Annotated in this window: 20 protein-coding genes and 1 pseudogene; 16 read left to right on the forward strand and 5 right to left on the reverse strand. The window is 38.7% G+C overall.

Annotation, left to right across the window (positions count from 1 at the left end):
- Positions 1–161 precede the first annotated feature (161 nt).
- Positions 162–2,321, reverse strand: coding sequence for a class 1b ribonucleoside-diphosphate reductase subunit alpha (nrdE, locus tag D8787_RS07795; RefSeq protein ID WP_125422511.1), 2,160 nt, complete (start codon positions 2,319–2,321; stop codon positions 162–164).
- A gap of 80 nt (positions 2,322–2,401) precedes the next feature.
- Positions 2,402–2,620: a glutaredoxin-like protein NrdH gene (gene nrdH / locus D8787_RS07800; protein ID WP_000259240.1), complete on the reverse strand. Its 219-nt coding sequence runs from the start codon at positions 2,618–2,620 to the stop codon at positions 2,402–2,404.
- A 349-nt stretch (positions 2,621–2,969) separates the two neighbouring features.
- Here nrdH and D8787_RS07805 point away from each other — a divergent pair, with 349 nt between their 5' ends.
- From D8787_RS07805 to D8787_RS07820, 4 genes are all read left to right on the forward strand, one after another.
- Entirely contained in the window at positions 2,970–3,233 is a 264-nt protein-coding gene (locus D8787_RS07805; RefSeq protein ID WP_000146947.1) for a phosphocarrier protein HPr, read from the forward strand.
- 5 nt (positions 3,234–3,238) lie between these two features.
- A complete protein-coding gene (gene ptsP / locus D8787_RS07810) occupies positions 3,239–4,972 on the forward strand; it encodes a phosphoenolpyruvate--protein phosphotransferase (RefSeq protein WP_125422515.1) in 1,734 nt (577 codons plus the stop codon).
- 132 nt (positions 4,973–5,104) lie between these two features.
- On the forward strand, positions 5,105–5,599 hold the full coding sequence (locus D8787_RS07815; RefSeq protein ID WP_000031481.1) for a YkgJ family cysteine cluster protein: 495 nt from the start codon (positions 5,105–5,107) through the stop codon (positions 5,597–5,599).
- A 56-nt stretch (positions 5,600–5,655) separates the two neighbouring features.
- Positions 5,656–6,195 (forward strand): ClbS/DfsB family four-helix bundle protein, encoded by a 540-nt coding sequence (locus D8787_RS07820; protein WP_125422538.1) that lies wholly within the window; start codon positions 5,656–5,658, stop codon positions 6,193–6,195.
- Between the two features lie 203 nt (positions 6,196–6,398).
- Here D8787_RS07820 and dhaQ read toward each other — a convergent pair whose 3' ends face one another.
- On the reverse strand, positions 6,399–7,388 hold the full coding sequence (dhaQ, locus tag D8787_RS07825; protein ID WP_125422541.1) for a DhaKLM operon coactivator DhaQ: 990 nt from the start codon (positions 7,386–7,388) through the stop codon (positions 6,399–6,401).
- Positions 7,385–7,915, reverse strand: coding sequence for a dihydroxyacetone kinase transcriptional activator DhaS (gene dhaS, locus D8787_RS07830; protein ID WP_125422544.1), 531 nt, complete (start codon positions 7,913–7,915; stop codon positions 7,385–7,387). Before dhaS ends, dhaQ begins: the two co-directional genes overlap by 4 nt.
- Before the next feature lie 153 nt (positions 7,916–8,068).
- Between dhaS and dhaK the strand changes: the two genes are divergently transcribed.
- The 12 genes and pseudogenes from dhaK (at position 8,069) to pdrM (ending at position 17,239) form a co-directional block, all read left to right on the forward strand.
- Positions 8,069–9,058: a dihydroxyacetone kinase subunit DhaK gene (gene dhaK, locus D8787_RS07835; RefSeq protein WP_125422547.1), complete on the forward strand. Its 990-nt coding sequence runs from the start codon at positions 8,069–8,071 to the stop codon at positions 9,056–9,058.
- A gap of 21 nt (positions 9,059–9,079) precedes the next feature.
- Positions 9,080–9,655, forward strand: coding sequence for a dihydroxyacetone kinase subunit DhaL (gene dhaL, locus D8787_RS07840; RefSeq protein WP_125422550.1), 576 nt, complete (start codon positions 9,080–9,082; stop codon positions 9,653–9,655).
- Positions 9,655–10,029 (forward strand): dihydroxyacetone kinase phosphoryl donor subunit DhaM, encoded by a 375-nt coding sequence (dhaM, locus tag D8787_RS07845; RefSeq protein WP_125422553.1) that lies wholly within the window; start codon positions 9,655–9,657, stop codon positions 10,027–10,029. Before dhaL ends, dhaM begins: the two co-directional genes overlap by 1 nt.
- 751 nt (positions 10,030–10,780) lie before the next feature.
- A complete protein-coding gene (locus D8787_RS07855; RefSeq protein ID WP_125422556.1) occupies positions 10,781–11,512 on the forward strand; it encodes a hypothetical protein in 732 nt (243 codons plus the stop codon).
- 145 nt (positions 11,513–11,657) lie between these two features.
- A pseudogene (locus tag D8787_RS11690) lies at positions 11,658–11,726 on the forward strand (argininosuccinate lyase); the annotation flags it as partial.
- Positions 11,727–12,087: 361 nt separating this feature from the next.
- Positions 12,088–12,300: a hypothetical protein gene (locus D8787_RS11900; protein ID WP_042764040.1), complete on the forward strand. Its 213-nt coding sequence runs from the start codon at positions 12,088–12,090 to the stop codon at positions 12,298–12,300.
- A gap of 48 nt (positions 12,301–12,348) precedes the next feature.
- Complete coding sequence (locus D8787_RS11905) at positions 12,349–12,561, forward strand: hypothetical protein (RefSeq protein ID WP_125422568.1); 213 nt, start codon at positions 12,349–12,351, stop codon at positions 12,559–12,561.
- 115 nt (positions 12,562–12,676) lie between these two features.
- Positions 12,677–13,369: a YjjG family noncanonical pyrimidine nucleotidase gene (locus D8787_RS07875; RefSeq protein WP_125422562.1), complete on the forward strand. Its 693-nt coding sequence runs from the start codon at positions 12,677–12,679 to the stop codon at positions 13,367–13,369.
- Positions 13,370–13,430: 61 nt separating this feature from the next.
- Entirely contained in the window at positions 13,431–14,084 is a 654-nt protein-coding gene (locus tag D8787_RS07880; RefSeq protein WP_102210160.1) for a uracil-DNA glycosylase, read from the forward strand.
- A gap of 9 nt (positions 14,085–14,093) precedes the next feature.
- Positions 14,094–14,558, forward strand: a complete 465-nt coding sequence (locus tag D8787_RS07885; RefSeq protein WP_102210159.1) for an NUDIX hydrolase — start codon at positions 14,094–14,096, stop codon at positions 14,556–14,558.
- A gap of 12 nt (positions 14,559–14,570) precedes the next feature.
- Positions 14,571–15,839: a dihydroorotase gene (locus D8787_RS07890; RefSeq protein ID WP_102210158.1), complete on the forward strand. Its 1,269-nt coding sequence runs from the start codon at positions 14,571–14,573 to the stop codon at positions 15,837–15,839.
- A gap of 41 nt (positions 15,840–15,880) precedes the next feature.
- A complete protein-coding gene (pdrM, locus tag D8787_RS07895; RefSeq protein ID WP_125422565.1) occupies positions 15,881–17,239 on the forward strand; it encodes a sodium-coupled multidrug efflux MATE transporter PdrM in 1,359 nt (452 codons plus the stop codon).
- Between the two features lie 5 nt (positions 17,240–17,244).
- On the opposite strand, the gene D8787_RS07900 is transcribed toward pdrM, so the two are convergent.
- Positions 17,245–17,757, reverse strand: a 513-nt coding sequence (locus D8787_RS07900; RefSeq protein WP_142999763.1) for a transposase, incomplete at its 5' end; no start/stop codon positions are given.

Below are 17,757 nucleotides of genomic sequence, written 5' to 3' on the forward strand. Positions count from 1 at the left end.
TCACAATTATCTCTATTTTATCATAATCCTAGAGTAGTTTCGCACAAAAAGTCGGAAGCCCGACTTTTTTGTTTTTCCATAGTATAGATGCTTATTCCAGCTTAGTTTAGTGTGGTAAATGAATCGCTAATCTGAGAAAATGTAGTTTTCTCAAGCAAAGATTAAATCACACAGCTTTCACATTGGTTAGCACCGACTTCTCCACCATCATCTGTAAAGGTACGGACGTAGTAGATAGACTTGATACCCTTGTTAAAGGCATAGTTACGAAGGATAGACAAGTCACGTGTCGTTTGTTTGTTTTCTTTCTTCCATTCGTAAAGTCCTTTTGGAATGTCACTACGCATGAAGAGGGTAAGTGAAAGTCCTTGGTCCACGTGCTCAGTTGCAGCAGCGTAAACATCAATCACCTTACGCATATCCATGTCGTAGGCAGAAGTGTAGTAAGGAATGGTTTCTGTTGACAAGCCAGCAGCAGGGTAGTAGATTTTACCGATTTTCTTTTCTTGACGTTCTTCGATACGTTGCGTAATCGGGTGGATAGAAGCTGAAACGTCATTGATGTAACTGATAGAACCATTTGGCGCTACAGCAAGGCGGTTTTGGTGGTAAAGACCATCTGCTTGAATCTTGTCGCGAAGTTCAGCCCAGTCAGCAGCACTTGGGATAAAGACATCTTTGAAGAGTTTTTTAACGCGGTCTGATTTTGGAACAAACTCGCCTGTAATATACTTGTCAAAGTAGCTTCCCTTAGCATAGTCTGATTTTTCAAAGTTGTGGAAGGTGATACCACGTTCACGCGCGATATTGTTTGACTCAACCAAAGTCCAGTAGTTCATAAGCATAAAGTAGATGCTTGTAAATTCAACCGATTCAGGCGATCCATATTCAATCAATTGTTGGGCAAGGTAGCTGTGAAGTCCCATAGCACCAAGACCAAAGGTGTGAGCTTGGCTATTTCCATGGTCAATCGTAGGTACAGCCACGATGTGCGAACTATCTGTAACGAAAGTAAGAGCACGAACCATAGCACGGATAGAACGACCAAAGTCAGGTGAGGTCATCATGTTAACTACGTTGGTTGAACCAAGGTTACATGAAACGTCCGTTCCCATTTGAAGGAATTCTTGAGCATCGTTGATCAAGCTTGGTTCTTGGACTTGAAGAATCTCAGAACACAAGTTACTCATGATAATTTTTCCATCAATAGGATTTGCCCGGTTGGCCGTATCGATGTTGACTACATAAGGATAGCCAGACTCTTGTTGCAATTTAGAGATTTCAGTTTCCAAATCACGCGCCTTGATTTTTGTCTTGCGGATATTTGGATTTGCGACTAGTTCATCGTATTTTTCAGTGATATCGATGTAGTTAAACGGCACACCGTATTCAAGTTCTACAGAATATGGGCTGAAGAGGTACATTTCTTCATTTTTACGCGCCAATTCGTAGAATTTATCTGGTACTACAACACCAAGTGAAAGGGTCTTTACACGAACTTTTTCATCAGCGTTTTCTTTCTTAGTTGAAAGGAAGGCGATGATATCTGGGTGAAAGACATTGAGGTAAACAACCCCAGCACCTTGACGTTGACCCAATTGGTTAGAGTAAGAGAAGCTGTCTTCGAAGAGTTTCATGACTGGTACGACACCAGAAGCTGCTCCTTCGTAGCCTTTGATAGGTGCACCAGCTTCACGAAGATTGCTAAGGGTAATCCCCACACCACCACCGATACGTGAAAGTTGAAGAGCTGAGTTGATAGAACGTCCGATAGAGTTCATATCATCAGTTACTTGGATCAGGAAGCAAGATACTAACTCCCCACGGCGAGCACGTCCAGCATTCAAGAAGGAAGGAGTAGCAGGTTGGTAGCGTTGGTGGATGATTTCATTGGCAATATCGATTGCAATAGCTTCATCACCGTCAGCAAAATAAAGGGCGTTGAAGAAGACACGGTCTTCCATACTTTCAAGGTAATATTCACCGTCGTTGGTCTTCAAGGCATATTGATTGTAAAATTTATAAGCAGCCATGAATGATTTGAATTGGAAGCTTTGGTCTTTGATAAATTGAGACAATTCTTCCAAAAACTCTGGACGGTATTTCTTGATAAAGGCTGTTTCGATGTAGTTGTGTTCAATCAGGTAGTTGATTTTATCCTTGATTGAATCAAAAACCATAGTGTTTGGAACTACATTTTCTTTAAAGAAAGCATCCAAGGCTTCTTTATCTTTATGAAGCATGATTTGTCCATTGACAGGACGGTTGATTTCGTTATTAAGACGGAAGTAAGTCACGTCCTCAAGATGTTTTAATCCCATAAAATTTCCCTTATCTAATTACAAAAGAAAGGCCTCTAAGTTAGCCCTAGAAGCAGTTTCTTCTGGATGATGTACTAAGATTATGCTAATTGTTTCAATTTTCCTGGTTGGAAGCCTGAAAAGACTTCAGTTGGTGTTTGGATAACAGGAGCTGCGCTGAAACCGAGCTCTTTAACTTGATCGATGTACTCAGGTTGCTCATCAAGATTGATTTCACGATAAGCGACATTATTACTGTCCAAGAAACGCTTGGTCATCTTACATTGGACACAGTTGTTTTTAGAATAAACGGTTACCATTGTGTAACTCCTCTTTAAAATTTAATTCTATCCTAGTATATCAGAAAATAAATTTTTGTCAATGATTTAAAACTAAATATAGTGGTATATTTTTCTACATAACCTAACAAAACACAATATGTAGTGTTTGTTTTGTAAAATAGTGATAATTATCCTATAATTTGTTTTTTGAAAAACTATATCCTGTGTTTTGTTACATAAGATAGAAGATTTTCAGCAAGTTATCTGAAAGGAAATCGAATAAATCCCATAAAATGCTTGAAAAAAATCCTAGAAGATGATATAATACCAAATTGTAAGGGTTATCACATATAACTCAAAAAAGAAAGAACAAAAGGAGAGTCAAACTATGGCTTCTAAAGATTTCCACGTAGTGGCAGAAACAGGTATTCACGCACGTCCAGCAACATTGTTGGTACAAACTGCTAGCAAATTTGCTTCAGATATCACTCTTGAGTACAAAGGTAAATCAGTTAACCTTAAATCAATCATGGGTGTTATGAGTCTTGGTGTTGGCCAAGGTGCTGACGTAACTATCTCAGCTGAAGGTGCAGATGCAGATGACGCTATCGCTGCAATCTCAGAAACAATGGAAAAAGAAGGATTGGCATAAGGAAAATGACAGAAATGCTTAAAGGAATCGCAGCATCTGACGGTGTTGCAGTTGCAAAAGCATATCTACTCGTTCAACCGGATTTGTCATTCGAGACTGTTTCAGTCGAAGATACAAACGCAGAAGAGGCTCGTTTGGATGTAGCTCTTGAAGCTTCTCAAAACGAGCTTTCTCTTATCCGTGAGAAGGCTGTAGGTACGCTTGGTGAAGAAGCGGCTCAAGTTTTTGACGCTCATTTGATGGTTCTTGCTGACCCAGAATTGATTGGTCAGATTAAAGAAACAATCCGTGCTAAGAAAGTCAATGCAGAAGCAGGTCTTAAAGAAGTGACTGACATGTTCATCACTATCTTTGAAGGCATGGAAGACAACCCATACATGCAAGAACGTGCAGCGGATATTCGCGACGTGACAAAACGTGTATTGGCAAACCTTCTTGGTAAGAAATTGCCAAACCCAGCTTCTATCAACGAAGAAGTAATTGTGATTGCGCATGACTTGACACCATCTGATACAGCTCAATTGGACAAAAACTTTGTAAAAGCTTTTGTAACAAATATCGGTGGACGTACAAGCCACTCAGCTATCATGGCACGTACACTTGAAATTGCAGCTGTATTGGGAACGAATAACATCACTGAAATCGTTAAAGACGGTGCTATCCTTGCCGTTAACGGAATTACTGGTGAAGTCATTATCAACCCAACAGATGAACAAGCGGCTGAATTTAAAGCAGCTGGTGAAGCTTATGCTAAACAAAAAGCTGAATGGGCACTTTTGAAAGATGCTCAAACAGTGACTGCTGACGGTAAACACTTCGAGTTGGCTGCTAACATCGGTACTCCAAAAGACGTTGAAGGTGTTAACAACAACGGTGCAGAAGCTGTTGGACTTTACCGTACAGAATTCTTGTACATGGATTCTCAAGATTTTCCAACTGAAGATGAGCAGTATGAAGCATACAAAGCTGTTCTTGAGGGAATGAATGGTAAACCAGTCGTTGTTCGTACAATGGATATTGGTGGTGATAAGGAACTTCCTTACTTCGATATGCCACATGAAATGAACCCATTCCTTGGATTCCGTGCCCTTCGTATCTCTATTTCTGAAACTGGAGATGCAATGTTCCGTACACAAATCCGTGCCCTTCTTCGTGCTTCTGTTCATGGTCAATTGCGTATCATGTTCCCAATGGTTGCCCTTTTGAAAGAATTCCGTGCAGCTAAAGCAGTTTATGAAGAAGAAAAAGCAAATCTTCTTGCTGAGGGTGTTGCAGTTGCGGATGACATCCAAGTTGGTATCATGATTGAAATCCCTGCAGCAGCAATGCTTGCAGACCAATTTGCAAAAGAAGTAGACTTCATGTCAATTGGTACAAACGACTTGATTCAATACTCAATGGCAGCAGACCGTATGAACGAGCAAGTTTCATACCTTTACCAGCCATATAACCCATCAATCCTTCGCTTGATTAACAACGTTATCAAGGCAGCACACGCTGAAGGTAAATGGGCTGGTATGTGTGGTGAGATGGCTGGTGACCAAAAAGCTGTTCCACTTCTTGTCGGCATGGGCTTGGATGAGTTCTCTATGTCAGCAACATCTGTACTTCGTACACGTAGCTTGATGAAGAAATTGGATACTGCTAAGATGGAAGAGTACGCTAACCGTGCCCTTACAGAGTGTTCAACAATGGAAGAAGTTCTTGAACTTCAAAAAGAATACGTTAACTTCGATTAATGTCATTAACCTTGTAACCTAGTTGCAAGGTTTTTTGATACATTTGGGAATAGTATAGTCTTGTGAAGTCCACTTTTCAATGATGAAGAGGCATGATATAATAGGAGAAACAAATAGAATAAGAGAGAAATCATGTCTAAAGAAATTGATATTGAGTATTACCACCAGCTAGCCTTGCAAAAGCAGAAGGAACACCGTAAAGTTTTAGCCAATCTAAAGAAAAAGCCACCAAAAAATCTAGATAAGATAGCCCAGCAGATTCACCAAGAAGTTTTTGAGGAGATTGATTGCACTGCCTGTGCTAACTGTTGTAAGACATTGGGACCGGACTTTAAAGAAGCGGATATTACACGAATCGCCAAGTATTTTAAGATGAAATTACCAGCTTTTGAAGCGGAGTTTCTGCAGGTAGATGAAGATGGGGACAAGGTTTTTAAATCCATGCCTTGTCCATTTTTAGGAGGAGATAATCTCTGTTCCATCTATGATGTTCGTCCAAAGGCCTGTCGTGAATTCCCTCATACTGACCGCAAAAAGATCCATCAAATCAACCATTTGACGATTAAGAATACTTTGACCTGTCCAGCAGCCTATCTCTTTGTTGAGAAATTAAAGGATAAGTTATAGAGATTTAAAGGATAAAAAATTTCTAATAATAACTAACAATATGAAGGGAGAACTCTGTGCCTAGACCGAAAACAAAAGAGGAGCTAATGCTGGCCTCTAGGGAAAACTATGAAAAGCTCAATCGTTTCATCTCCCAACTAAGTGAAGATGAGCTACAGACTCCATTTGATTTTTCAAGAGACCCAAAGAAAAAAGAAGCTCACTGGAAAAGGGATAAAAATCTACGGGATGTCTTGATCCATCTTTATGAATGGCAGCAGTTACTTTTGACTTGGGTACATTCTAATCAAAAGGGTCATGAGAGACCTTTTCTCCCTGAACCTTATAATTGGAAAACTTATGGACAAATGAATGTTGCTTTTGGGAAGAAGCACCAGAAAACCTCCTTAGAAGAGGCGACTAGACTATTGGCGCAATCACATAGGAAGGTTTTAGAGTTGATAGAAGTTTTTAACAATGACGAACTCTTTACCAAAGGTGTCTATAAGTGGACGGGTGGGACAAGTCTAGGTTCCTATTTTGTCAGTAGCACGTCAAGTCACTATGATTGGGCTAGCAAAAAACTCAAAGCTCATCGGAAGAATTGTAAGGGATAGATGTCCTATTTGAAATTGCAAGAATGAGTTCTTTTAAACGTAATACTCTTCGAAAATCAAATTCAAACTGCGTCAACGTCGCCTTGCCGTACTCAAGTACAGCCTGCGGCTAGTTTCCTAGTTTGCTTTTTGATTTTCATTGAGTATAAGATAAAAGCAAAGGGCTATCAAGTGATGTAGCCCTTTTGAGTTATACAATTAAATTACCATGCAAAAGCTGTCGTTGGAGCATTGAGCGCTTCTAACCACTGTTTATTTTTTACGGGGCAAAGAGTTACGGATATACCTGCCATATCTAGACTGGTCATAAATGTTCCTGATTTTATAAAGGTAATAGTGACTCCTTCAATTTCTAAGAGTTGAAGGAGATCATTGATAAATATGCCCATTTCTAAGTTGCTGGTAGTGCCTAGATTATTTACAAGCAATATAAATTGATCACCCTTTTTCCAATGATAGTGCAATCTTAATTTACTTATAATTTCATTTGCAAGGATTTCCGATGATTGGAATGGGACGATACGATAACCTTCTTCGCCATGTATCCCAATACCATAAGAAATATTTCCTTCTTCCAAGTTAAATAGTGGAAAGGTGGCTTGGGGGAGACTAGCAGATTTCGTTGCAAAGCCAATTGTTGCGATTTCGGGAGCAAGTTCATGACCTAAATCAGTTAGTTGCTCGATGTCGGCACCATTTTGAGCTGCATATCCTAGAACTTTATGAAGTAAAATAGTCCCTGCGAGCCCTCTTCCTCTAATTTGAAATCTATTGCGAGGTTCAATAGAAATATCGTCGTGTGCTAGACTATAGCCGACTTTAATTCCTTCTTTTCTAGCAGTATTAATGGCCCAGCTAAATTCTTTGATGTCTGCTTCGAAATTTTTTACAATGATGAAGACACCGTGACCATTGTTTAAAAAACGAATGGACTCTAAGATTTCAGTTCTTGTAGGAGGAGTAAATAATTGGCCATAGATAGCAGCAGTAAGCATTCCTTCTCCCACATATCCAATATGAGCGGGTTCGTGACCTGAACCTCCACCCGACAATATTGGAACCTGATGAGGATTGCGATTTTTTTGATAGACTAAAGGTAAGGTAGGGTGTTTTTCTAATTCAGGATGACTGCTGACAGTTGCCGAAATGTAACTTGAAATAATTTTCTGTTTATGATTTGAAATAAATGTCATTGTGGTCTCTTTCCAATAATTGTCATGATTAGAAAGTCTGGTTGTGGAACTGGACTTTTTTTATTGACGTAAGCCTTCACGATTTCTGCTAGAGCATGTGAATGATAGTCTAACAAAAAACAAGTATAAGTAGATGAATCGATATCAATCTGACCGTATTCTCTTAAAATTTTTGATACAAGCAAGCGACAGTAGCTGATAAAGTGGTCATAGAAGTTATTTTGCCCTTGAATATCAAAAAGTTGAATATAAAAGTCACGCTCTTGTTCGAAATAAAGAAATAATTCTTGTAATAGTTTTTGGCCCGAAATAAAGTCCAAGTTATTGGTGATATACTCGGTTAAGTCATTTTCAAATATCCAGTCTAGCAGTTCATATTTGTCGAGAAAGTGATTATAAAAGGTCTGTCTACGAATGCCAGCTGATTCCATGATATCTACAATGGAGATTTTGTCAAATTCTCTAGTAGCTAATAGGTCTCTAAATGCCTTGGCAATCCGTTTTTTTGTAATGAGTGATGATGCCATAGGAAGCCTTTCTTTTACTTCCTTCATTTTACCAAAAAAATGTTTTAAACGGGTTTAAAAGTGGACAAATAATAGAATCTGTCCCTTATCAGCCAGCAGTAAAAAATATATAATGAAAGCGAAAACAAAGGTAGATGCCGAAAGGAGTTTCTCATGAAAAAAATTATAAATGAACCGACACAAGTTGTTGATGAAATGTTGCAGGGGTTGTCATTCATGCATGATGACTTGGTAGAACGCTTAGATGGTTTTGATGTCATCGTTAGAAAGGCAGAAAAGACAGGAAAAGTTGGACTCATTTCAGGTGGAGGTTCAGGACATGAACCAAGTCATGCTGGATTTGTAGGAGATGGAATGTTGTCTGCTGCCATTTGTGGAGCAGTCTTCACTTCACCTACTCCGGACCAAATTTTAGAAGCCATTAAGGCGGCTGATGAAGGTGCTGGGGTCTTTATGGTCATCAAGAACTATTCTGGTGACATTATGAACTTTGAAATTGCACAAGAACTTGCTGAAATGGAAGGTATTGATGTAGCAAGCGTTGTGGTTGATGATGATATTGCTGTTGAAAATAGTCTCTATACCCAAGGCCGTCGAGGTGTTGCAGGTACTATATTAGTCCATAAAATTTTGGGTGATGCGGCTCGTTCTGGTAAATCATTACCTGAAATGAAGGACTTAGCCGATAAACTTGTCTTAGAAATAAAAACAATTGGACTGGCCTTGTCTGGAGCAACCGTACCTGAAGTTGGTAAACCAGGATTTGTTCTAGAAGATGATGAATTTGAATATGGAGTTGGTATTCACGGTGAGCCTGGATATAAAAAAGAGAAAATGCAACCTTCCGCACAATTGGCCTCAGAATTGGTTGAAAAATTATCTGAAGGTTTCCAACTTAAAGCTGGAGAACGCTATGGCCTTCTCATCAATGGTTTAGGAAGCACTCCTCTTATGGAACAATACGTATTNGCAAATGATGTGGCTAAATTACTCCATGAAAAAGGTGTTGAGTTGGCGTTTAAGAAAATTGGAAACTATATGACATCAATTGATATGGCTGGCTTGTCATTAACATTGATTCGATTGGCAGATGATGAGTGGTTGGATGCTCTAAATGCACCTGTTACTACACCAGCTTGGTAGAACTCAAGGAGGAAATGTCGTATGAATGCTGAACAAGCTCTTGAATGGATGAAACTTTTTAATGAAAAGATTCAAGAACAGAAAGATTACCTTAGTGAGCTAGACACCCCTATAGGAGATGGAGACCACGGTGGAAATATGGCGCGTGGAATGGCTGCAGTTATGGAAAACTTAGAAGGAAAGCAATTTGAAACCAGCAGTGATGTTTTTAAGCTTGTCTCAATGCAACTACTGAGTAAGGTAGGCGGTGCTTCTGGTCCCTTGTATGGCTCTGCTTTTATGGGCATGGCCAAGGCTGATTCTAATTCGAAAATAGAGGAAATCTTACAAAGCGGTTTGGATATGATTGTCAAACGTGGGAAAGTAGAAGTTGGAGAAAAGACAATGGTTGATGTTTGGACTCCTGTTATTGCTGCTTTGTCTGCTGGTCAATTGACTCAAGAGGTTATTGATAAGGTAGTGAATGCTACCAAAGATTTACTTGCAACTAAAGGAAGGGCATCTTATGTAGGAGAACGTTCTCTTGGACATATTGATCCTGGATCATTCTCATCAGGATTACTCTTTACTGCTCTTTTAGAAACTGGGGTGGTTTAATGGGAAGTATTGGTCTTGTTATCGTTTCACATTCCAAACACATTGCAGAAGGTGTCGTTGAACTGATTAGTGAAGTAGCTAAAGATGTTCCGATTACTTATGTAGGAGGAACCGAAGATGGAGGAATTGGAACGAGTTTTGATCAAGTAGATAGGGTTGTTTCCGAAAATCCAGCAGATACTTTATTAGCTTTTTTTGACCTAGGTTCTGCTAAAATGAACTTAGAAATGGTGGCTGATTTCAGTGATAAAAGTATCATCATCAACAGGGTTCCAATTGTAGAAGGTACCTATACTGCAGCTGCTCTTCTTCAGGCTGGTGCAGAATTGTCAGTTATTCAAACACAGTTGGCGGAGCTTGAAATCAATAAATAAGGAATTTTACTATAACTCTTTTTATAGGTGGGCTATTGATTATCTCAACTATCAAATTTTAAGTAAATAATTTCAAAATCAGAAAGGGATTGCTTTATGCAGTTCCTTTTTAATGTAAAAGGAGTGGAATCATAGCGTTTCTAAATTGTTAATACTCTTCGAAAATCAAATTCAAACCACGTCAACGTCGCCTTGCCGTACTCAAGTACAGCCTGCGGCTAGTTTCCTAGTTTGCTCTTTGATTTTCATTGAGTATAATAATTCAAAACTGATTGTGATGGGACTATTCTAGCTTTAGAATACTTTAAAAATTAAAATTTAAGGCAATCAATAGCTTAGAATAGTGCGAAAACATTTAGTTTATAGGAATTCTAGGTCTAGAATTACATAGATATTTATGAAGTTAAGGTATTCGATAGTTAGGATTGTTCTATTCTGAAAGATTTAAGCTGTCAATTGTATAGGATCGTGTTTTACCAATGAATTTTGTTGAAAGATTCCTTGTTTTATGGTAGTCTAAATTAAAAGAAAGCCCTACCATTATATTTGTATCTTTAATCTGACTTGGTTTAGGTCTAGAAGAAGGATAGATCTTTTTGGGATTTTAAATAACAATTATATTTTCACTTGCAAAAAATGTATTTCAACTTTATCTAATGTAGAAGAAGGAAATATCATGAAATGCTTATGACTTGTTTGAAAGAGAATGTAAACTAAGAATGGATTCACTTTATATATTAGGAGTAGGTAGATGAGTAATCTAGAGTCAATTCGTAAAGCACATATCATCGTGTGGGGTGCTTATCTATTTTTATCATTAAGGACGCCGCTAATTAGCAGCACTGAGTATTTCTTGCTTATTTTTTTAGCGTTTCTCTATTCAATAGTATCGTTACCTATATACTCTGTTAAGAGTAAAATAGTATCTATTTGTCTGGCTATAAACTCAATTCTGTTAATTAGTTTCCCGATTTTAATCAATAAATATTTCCCAGGAAAGGTTTCTACTTATATCGTATTAATCAGTATTTTTATCCTGGAGTTCTTAATCTTTAATATAATTGGTAAAGATTTTGATACTAGATTAGCTAGTGAGTATAGGAAAATCAGTCAGTTTAAAAGTAAGATGTCTCAATCTCCTTGGATAAAATATTTAGAGATTTCTAGTTTTATATTAACNATATTTCCATTTATTCTTCATGGTACAGTTGCTAATCGTGTATTGACTCTTATCTTTTTGATAAAAATTTGTGTAGATACGACGATAAAGGTTCTATTAAACAGAATTTTTAAGACAAGTAAGGTAATGAAAAGGAGGATATTTTCTCTTTTTGTACTAGATTTGATTGTCTATATATTTTTAGGTTATGTTTTAGTGATACAAAAAGACGAATATCTGTTTTCAATTCTACTAATTTTTTCTAATTTTTCACTTCCCTTTATCAGAGAAAAAGAGTATGACTTATTTAAAAATAAGAAATGAGATAAATATGGTTAAATCTTACTTCTCTTTAAAATCAAATAGTGAAAGGATAGCTTATCTAGGTAACAAAGTGCTTTAAACGCAGTCGACGATTACTTGTTAGGAAACTATTCTAACCATGCTATATGAAAAAAGGAGTATTTTGATGGAGCTTGTATTACCAAACAACTATGTTGCGATTGATGAAGAAGAGATGATGCATCTTGATGGGGGATTATCTCTACATAAAGACGGGGTAATGTTATAGTAAACGTAGCCACTGCTTATTTTATGGGGAATTAGATATGTTTAAACTAAGTGATAAAGTTAGACTAATATTTGCTCTTTTAGGAGTAAGTTCCATATTGATTAGTATGTATCTTATACCTTTTATTAAAACTGAGAATAAAGTTTGGGAAATACTTTTATTTATATTAGGTGTATTGCTAATTGGAATTGCGTTACTAAATCCCCAAAAAATTAAATTTTAGAATAGTATTAGTGAGCACGTAATCATTTATTGATTGGATTTTTTAATGCTATTGATGAATGGGATGGCAAAAGTGACAATAAATTAAGGACAGGATGATAGTATTATAATGGTTGTTTTAATTTTGATGGTTGTGGTATTTCTGTATTATGTAATTACAGAGTATTTTCAGAATAGTTATATTGACTGTATACTATTTCTAACATTGCTGATTTCTCATTTGATATGGAATTACTATTTTTTGCCCATTGAAGTCTTAGTAGCATTAAGTGGAGTAAATTTGTTGTCAAGATTTTTCAAAAAAAAGAGAAGCCAATAGATTTGCTAGTGGATTATTAAGATGAAAGGTAAAATTGGAATATTTAAAATGAAACATTTTTTTGCAGGAATTGGTGAGATAAGATTTAGTAGTTATCTATTGTCTCTATGTGTAGGACTAGCCCCTCTTTTTCATATCTATGTAATAGGCTCTGAAATGAGTTTTGTGAAAATAGTGTTATCTATTTTGGGAATTATATTTGTTTGTATTTTAACTATCGCTCGAATTTATAGGAGATTTTTCTATAATTCACTAGAATAGTATGGGTTAGTTAATCAATTAGAACTATTATTCTTTGTGATACTATACTACTTTTAAGTTTTAACATTGGACAGCTGGCTGAAGTGAAAGTTGTTTATCTTAGGAAGGAAACTCAATGCCATACAAATTTCTACTTTTCGACCTTGACCACACTCTTCTTGATTTTGATGCTGCTGAGGATGTGGCTCTAACGCAACTCCTAAAAGAAGAAGGAATTGCAGATATTCAGGCTTATAAAGACTATTATGTTCCTATGAACAAGGCTCTCTGGAAGGACTTGGAGCAAAAGAAAATTAGTAAACAAGAGCTGGTCAACACGCGCTTTTCTCGTCTATTTGCTCACTTTGGACAGGAAAAAGACGGTAGTTTTCTAGCCCAGCGTTACCAATTTTACCTCGCCCAGCAGGGGCAAACTTTTTCAGGCGCTCATGAACTCTTGGATAGCCTTATCGAGCGAGATTATGAGCTGTATGCTGCAACAAATGGCATTACTGCCATTCAGACAGGGCGTTTGTTTCAATCTGGTCTGGCACCTTATTTCAATCAAGTCTTTATCTCTGAACAATTGCAAACACAAAAGCCTGATGCTCTCTTTTATGAAAAGATTGGTCAGCAGATTGCAGGGTTTAGCAAAGAGAAAGCACTGATGATTGGAGATTCCCTAACCGCCGACATTCAAGGTGGCAATAATGCTGGGATTGACACTATCTGGTACAATCCTCATCGCGTTGAAAATTACACACAAGCCCAGCCGACTTACGAAGTCCATTCTTATAAAGACTTGCTGGATTGCTTAGATAAACTGTAAAAAGTGGTTTAGACAGCCACTTTTTGCTATAATAGAGGCAGTAAAAACGAAGGAGTCGGCTATGGAACACTCGTCTTGGCATGCTTTGATTAAGGCGCAATTACCTGAGGGTTATTTTGCGAAAATCAATCAGTTTATGGAGCAGGTCTATTCTCAGGGAACTGTTTATCCACCTAAGGAAAAGGTTTTTCAGGCTCTCTTGTCCACACCCCTAGAAGACGTGAAGGTGGTGATTTTAGGACAGGATCCTTATCATGGGCCAGGTCAGGCGCAGGGCTTGAGTTTTTCTGTTCCTGACTCTATCCCAGCTCCGCCATCCTTGCAAAATATCTTGAAAGAATTGTCAGATGATATAGGAGTTAAGAAATCCCATGATTTGACGGCTTGGGCTGAGCAAGGAGTCTTGCTTCTTAATGCTTGTTTGACTGTTCCTGCTGGTCAGGCCAACGGTCATGCTGGGCAGATATGGGAGCCATTTACAGATGCTGTGATTCAGGTGGTCAATCATCTAGATAGGCCGGTGGTCTTTATACTTTGGGGAGCCTATGCACGCAGGAAGAAGGTATTAGTTACCAATCCTCAGCACTTGATTATCGAATCAGCTCATCCCAGTCCTTTATCGGTTTACAGAGGATTTTGGGGTTCCAAGCCTTTTTCAAAGGCCAATGCTTTTTTAGAAGATACAGGACAAGAGCCAATCGATTGGCTTAGATAAGGAGAAAATATGCCTCAGTTAGCGACGATTTGCTACATTGATAACGGGAAAGAACTGCTCATGCTCCATCGTAATAAGAAGCCTAATGATGTCCACGAAGGCAAATGGATTGGTGTGGGTGGGAAGCTAGAGCGAGGAGAGACGCCTCAGGAATGCGCGGCGCGTGAAATCCTCGAAGAGACAGGGCTCAAAGCCAAGCCAGTTCTAAAAGGTGTCATCACTTTTCCTGAATTCACGCCAGATTTAGACTGGTACACCTATGTTTTTAAAGTGACGGAGTTTGAAGGGGACTTGATTGATTGCAACGAGGGAACGCTAGAATGGGTTCCTTATGACGAGGTTTTGAGAAAGCCGACTTGGGAAGGTGACCATACCTTTGTTGAGTGGCTTTTAGAAGATAAACCCTTCTTTTCAGCCAAGTTTGTTTATGATGGGGATAAATTGTTGGATACCCAAGTCGATTTCTATGAATAAAGGAGAAAGCAGATGCTACTAATCAAAAACGGTCGTGTAATGGATCCCAAGTCTGGTTTGGATCAAGTGTGTGATGTCTTAGTCCAAGATGGGAAAATTGTCAAAATTGCGCCTGAGATCACGGAAGAAGGAGCAGAAATCATAGATGCTACAGGTCTTGTAGTTGCTCCTGGCTTGGTCGATATTCATGTTCATTTCCGTGAACCTGGTCAGACCCACAAGGAAGATATCCATACTGGTGCCCTAGCAGCCGCTGCAGGTGGTTTTACAACTGTTGTCATGATGGCTAATACTAGTCCAACCATTTCAGACGTTGAGACTTTGCAAGAAGTTCTCCAGTCAGCTGCCAAGGAGAAGATTAATGTCAAGACGGTTGCGACCATTACTAAAAACTTTAATGGGCAAGACTTGACTGACTTTAAGGAACTTTTAGAAGCTGGAGCAGTTGGATTTTCAGATGATGGCATTCCACTTGAAAGCAGTAAAGTTGTCAAGGAAGCCATGGAGGAAGCCAAAAAGCTTAATACCTTTATTAGTCTCCATGAGGAAGATCCAGGTTTGAACGGTATTCTTGGCTTTAATGAAAACATTGCTAAAGAACATTTCCATATCTGTGGTGCAACTGGGGTGGCTGAGTATGCTATGATGGCGCGTGATGTCATGATTGCCTATGCAACCAAGGCCCATGTTCATATTCAGCATTTGTCTAAGGAAGAAAGTGTTAAAGTAGTGGAGTTCGCTCAAGGTTTGGGAGCGCAAGTAACAGCAGAAGTAGCGCCACAGCATTTCTCTAAGACAGAAGCGCTCCTTTTGACACAAGGTAGCAATGCTAAGATGAATCCGCCGCTTCGTTTGGAATCAGACCGTCGTGCCGTGATTGAAGGTCTCAAGTCAGGTGTCATCACAGTTATCGCGACTGACCACGCGCCTCATCATGCAGATGAGAAAAATGTCGAAGATATTACCAAAGCGCCATCTGGTATGACTGGTTTGGAAACATCTCTTTCTCTCGGTTTAACTTATTTGGTGGAAGCTGGTGAGTTAAGCCTGATGGAATTACTTGAAAAAATGACCTACAACCCATCCAAGCTTTACAACTTTGAAGCAGGTTACTTGGCTGAGAATGGTCCAGCGGACATCACTATTTTTGATGCTAAGGCTGACCGCCTTGTGGACTCCCATTTTGCTTCAAAAGCAGCTAATTCACCATTCATCGGTGAAACTTTAAAAGGGCAGGTTAAATATACCATCTGTAAGGGACAAATTGTCTATCAAAACTAGGTGGGAGTCTGCTCTGTAAACAAAAAGAATAGAGAGCCTATATGTACCAAACCCATCATTTTAAAGACAAGTTTATCTTATTTTTAAAGATATTTTTCCCTATCCTGATTTATCAATTTGCAAATTATTCTGCCTCCTTTGTTGATACGACTATGACAGGTCAATACAATACCATGGACTTGGCTGGTGTGTCTATGGCAACCAGTATCTGGAATCCTTTCTTTACCTTTCTAACAGGGATTGTATCGGCCTTGGTGCCCATCATTGGTCACCATCTTGGTCGAGGTAAAAAGGAAGAAGTTGCGTCAGATTTTTACCAGTTCATCTATCTGGCCTTGGGCTTATCCGTGCTCTTGCTGGGGATGGTGCTTTTCTTGGCACTACCAATCTTGAATCATATCGGACTAGAAGCGGCAGTAGCAGCAGTAGCGGTTCGTTATCTCTGGTTTTTATCTATCGGGATCATCCCCTTGTTGCTCTTTAGTGTCATCCGATCCTTGCTGGATTCGCTAGGGCTAACCAAACTGTCCATGTACCTCATGCTTTTGTTGCTTCCTCTCAATAGCGGATTTAACTATCTCTTGATTTACGGGGCCTTTGGTGTTCCAGAGTTGGGAGGTGCTGGCTCTGGTTTAGGTACTTCATTGGCTTATTGGGTCTTGCTGGGAATTTCTGTTCTGGTTTTATTTAAACAGGAGAAGTTCAAAGCCTTATATCTTGAGAAACGCATTCCTCTTAATATGGATAAAATCAAGGAAGGGCTTCGTTTAGGTCTTCCTATAGGGGGAACTGTCTTTGCGGAAGTGGCTATCTTTTCCGTGGTTGGCTTGATTATGGCTAAGTTCTCGTCCTTGATTATCGCTAGTCACCAGTCAGCTATGAACTTTTCAACTCTCATGTACGCCTTTCCCATGAGTATTTCATCGGCTATGGCCATTGTCGTTTCTTATGAAGTGGGAGCCAAACGATTTGATGATGCGAAAACTTATATTGGTCTAGGAAGATGGACTGCCCTCATTTTTGCGGCCTTCACCTTATCCTTCCTTTACATTTTTCGAGGAAATGTGGCTAGTCTGTATGGTAACGACCCAGAATTTATCGATTTGACAGCGCGCTTTTTGACTTACAGTCTTTTCTTCCAGTTAGCAGATACCTTTGCGGCACCGCTTCAGGGAATTTTACGGGGTTATAAGGATACAGTTATTCCTTTTTACCTTGGTTTGATTGGTTATTGGGGCGTAGCAATCCCAGTGGCTATGGTATTTGATTCCTTAACAGATTTTGGAGCTTATTCTTACTGGATCGGTTTGATTATTAGCCTAATTGTGAGTGGGGCGCTCTACCGTTGGCGTTTAACTGTGATTATGAAGAGATTTGAATCTTTAGCAAAATTTAAATGACATAGTCAATTAGTTTTAAAAAAGCGCTCTAAACATTCAAAAATATTTGGGACTTCCCTTAATAAATCCGTCACTTTCTTTTTCAATATAGCCCAAGCTTGCTCAATAGGATTCAAATCTGGTGAATAGGGCGGTAGGGGTAAGAAAAAGTGTTTATCTTGGATGCAGAGTTCATCCAAGATGTTCTTGGGATGAAAACTAGCATTGTCCATGACAATGACATGAGGTGTCTTTAAAGCAAGCAGGAGTTGCATTTTGAACCACTCCATAAAAAAGTCGCTCGTCATCGTCTCTTCGTAAGTCATTGGAGCGATTAACTCATCATTTGTTAGCCCTGCAACCAAAGAAATCCTCTGATATCTTCTTCCAGATACTTTACCTCTTATTAACTGACCTTTTAAAGAGCGACCATATTCTCGATAAAAATAAGTATCGAATCCTGTTTCATCAATATAAACAGGTGCTAGATGCTTTAAACTATTAAAACTTTTAAGAAATAAAGCTACTTTTTCTGCGTC

The organism is Streptococcus mitis (genome assembly GCF_003944325.1).
GTDB classification, from domain to species: domain Bacteria; phylum Bacillota; class Bacilli; order Lactobacillales; family Streptococcaceae; genus Streptococcus; species Streptococcus mitis_CW.

Bases quoted from the DNA above. Each gene is read 5' to 3' on its own strand.
- nrdE (WP_125422511.1), bottom strand. From the start codon at position 2,321: ATGGGATTAAAACATCTTGAGGACGTGACTTACTTCCGTCTTAATAAC.
- nrdH (WP_000259240.1), bottom strand. From the start codon at position 2,620: ATGGTAACCGTTTATTCTAAAAACAACTGTGTCCAATGTAAGATGACC.
- D8787_RS07805 (WP_000146947.1), top strand. From the start codon at position 2,970: ATGGCTTCTAAAGATTTCCACGTAGTGGCAGAAACAGGTATTCACGCA.
- ptsP (WP_125422515.1), top strand. From the start codon at position 3,239: ATGACAGAAATGCTTAAAGGAATCGCAGCATCTGACGGTGTTGCAGTT.
- D8787_RS07815 (WP_000031481.1), top strand. From the start codon at position 5,105: ATGTCTAAAGAAATTGATATTGAGTATTACCACCAGCTAGCCTTGCAA.
- dhaQ (WP_125422541.1), bottom strand. From the start codon at position 7,388: ATGACATTTATTTCAAATCATAAACAGAAAATTATTTCAAGTTACATT.
- dhaS (WP_125422544.1), bottom strand. From the start codon at position 7,915: ATGGCATCATCACTCATTACAAAAAAACGGATTGCCAAGGCATTTAGA.
- dhaL (WP_125422550.1), top strand. From the start codon at position 9,080: ATGAATGCTGAACAAGCTCTTGAATGGATGAAACTTTTTAATGAAAAG.
- dhaM (WP_125422553.1), top strand. From the start codon at position 9,655: ATGGGAAGTATTGGTCTTGTTATCGTTTCACATTCCAAACACATTGCA.
- D8787_RS11905 (WP_125422568.1), top strand. From the start codon at position 12,349: ATGAAACATTTTTTTGCAGGAATTGGTGAGATAAGATTTAGTAGTTAT.
- D8787_RS07875 (WP_125422562.1), top strand. From the start codon at position 12,677: ATGCCATACAAATTTCTACTTTTCGACCTTGACCACACTCTTCTTGAT.
- D8787_RS07880 (WP_102210160.1), top strand. From the start codon at position 13,431: ATGGAACACTCGTCTTGGCATGCTTTGATTAAGGCGCAATTACCTGAG.
- D8787_RS07885 (WP_102210159.1), top strand. From the start codon at position 14,094: ATGCCTCAGTTAGCGACGATTTGCTACATTGATAACGGGAAAGAACTG.
- D8787_RS07890 (WP_102210158.1), top strand. From the start codon at position 14,571: ATGCTACTAATCAAAAACGGTCGTGTAATGGATCCCAAGTCTGGTTTG.
- pdrM (WP_125422565.1), top strand. From the start codon at position 15,881: ATGTACCAAACCCATCATTTTAAAGACAAGTTTATCTTATTTTTAAAG.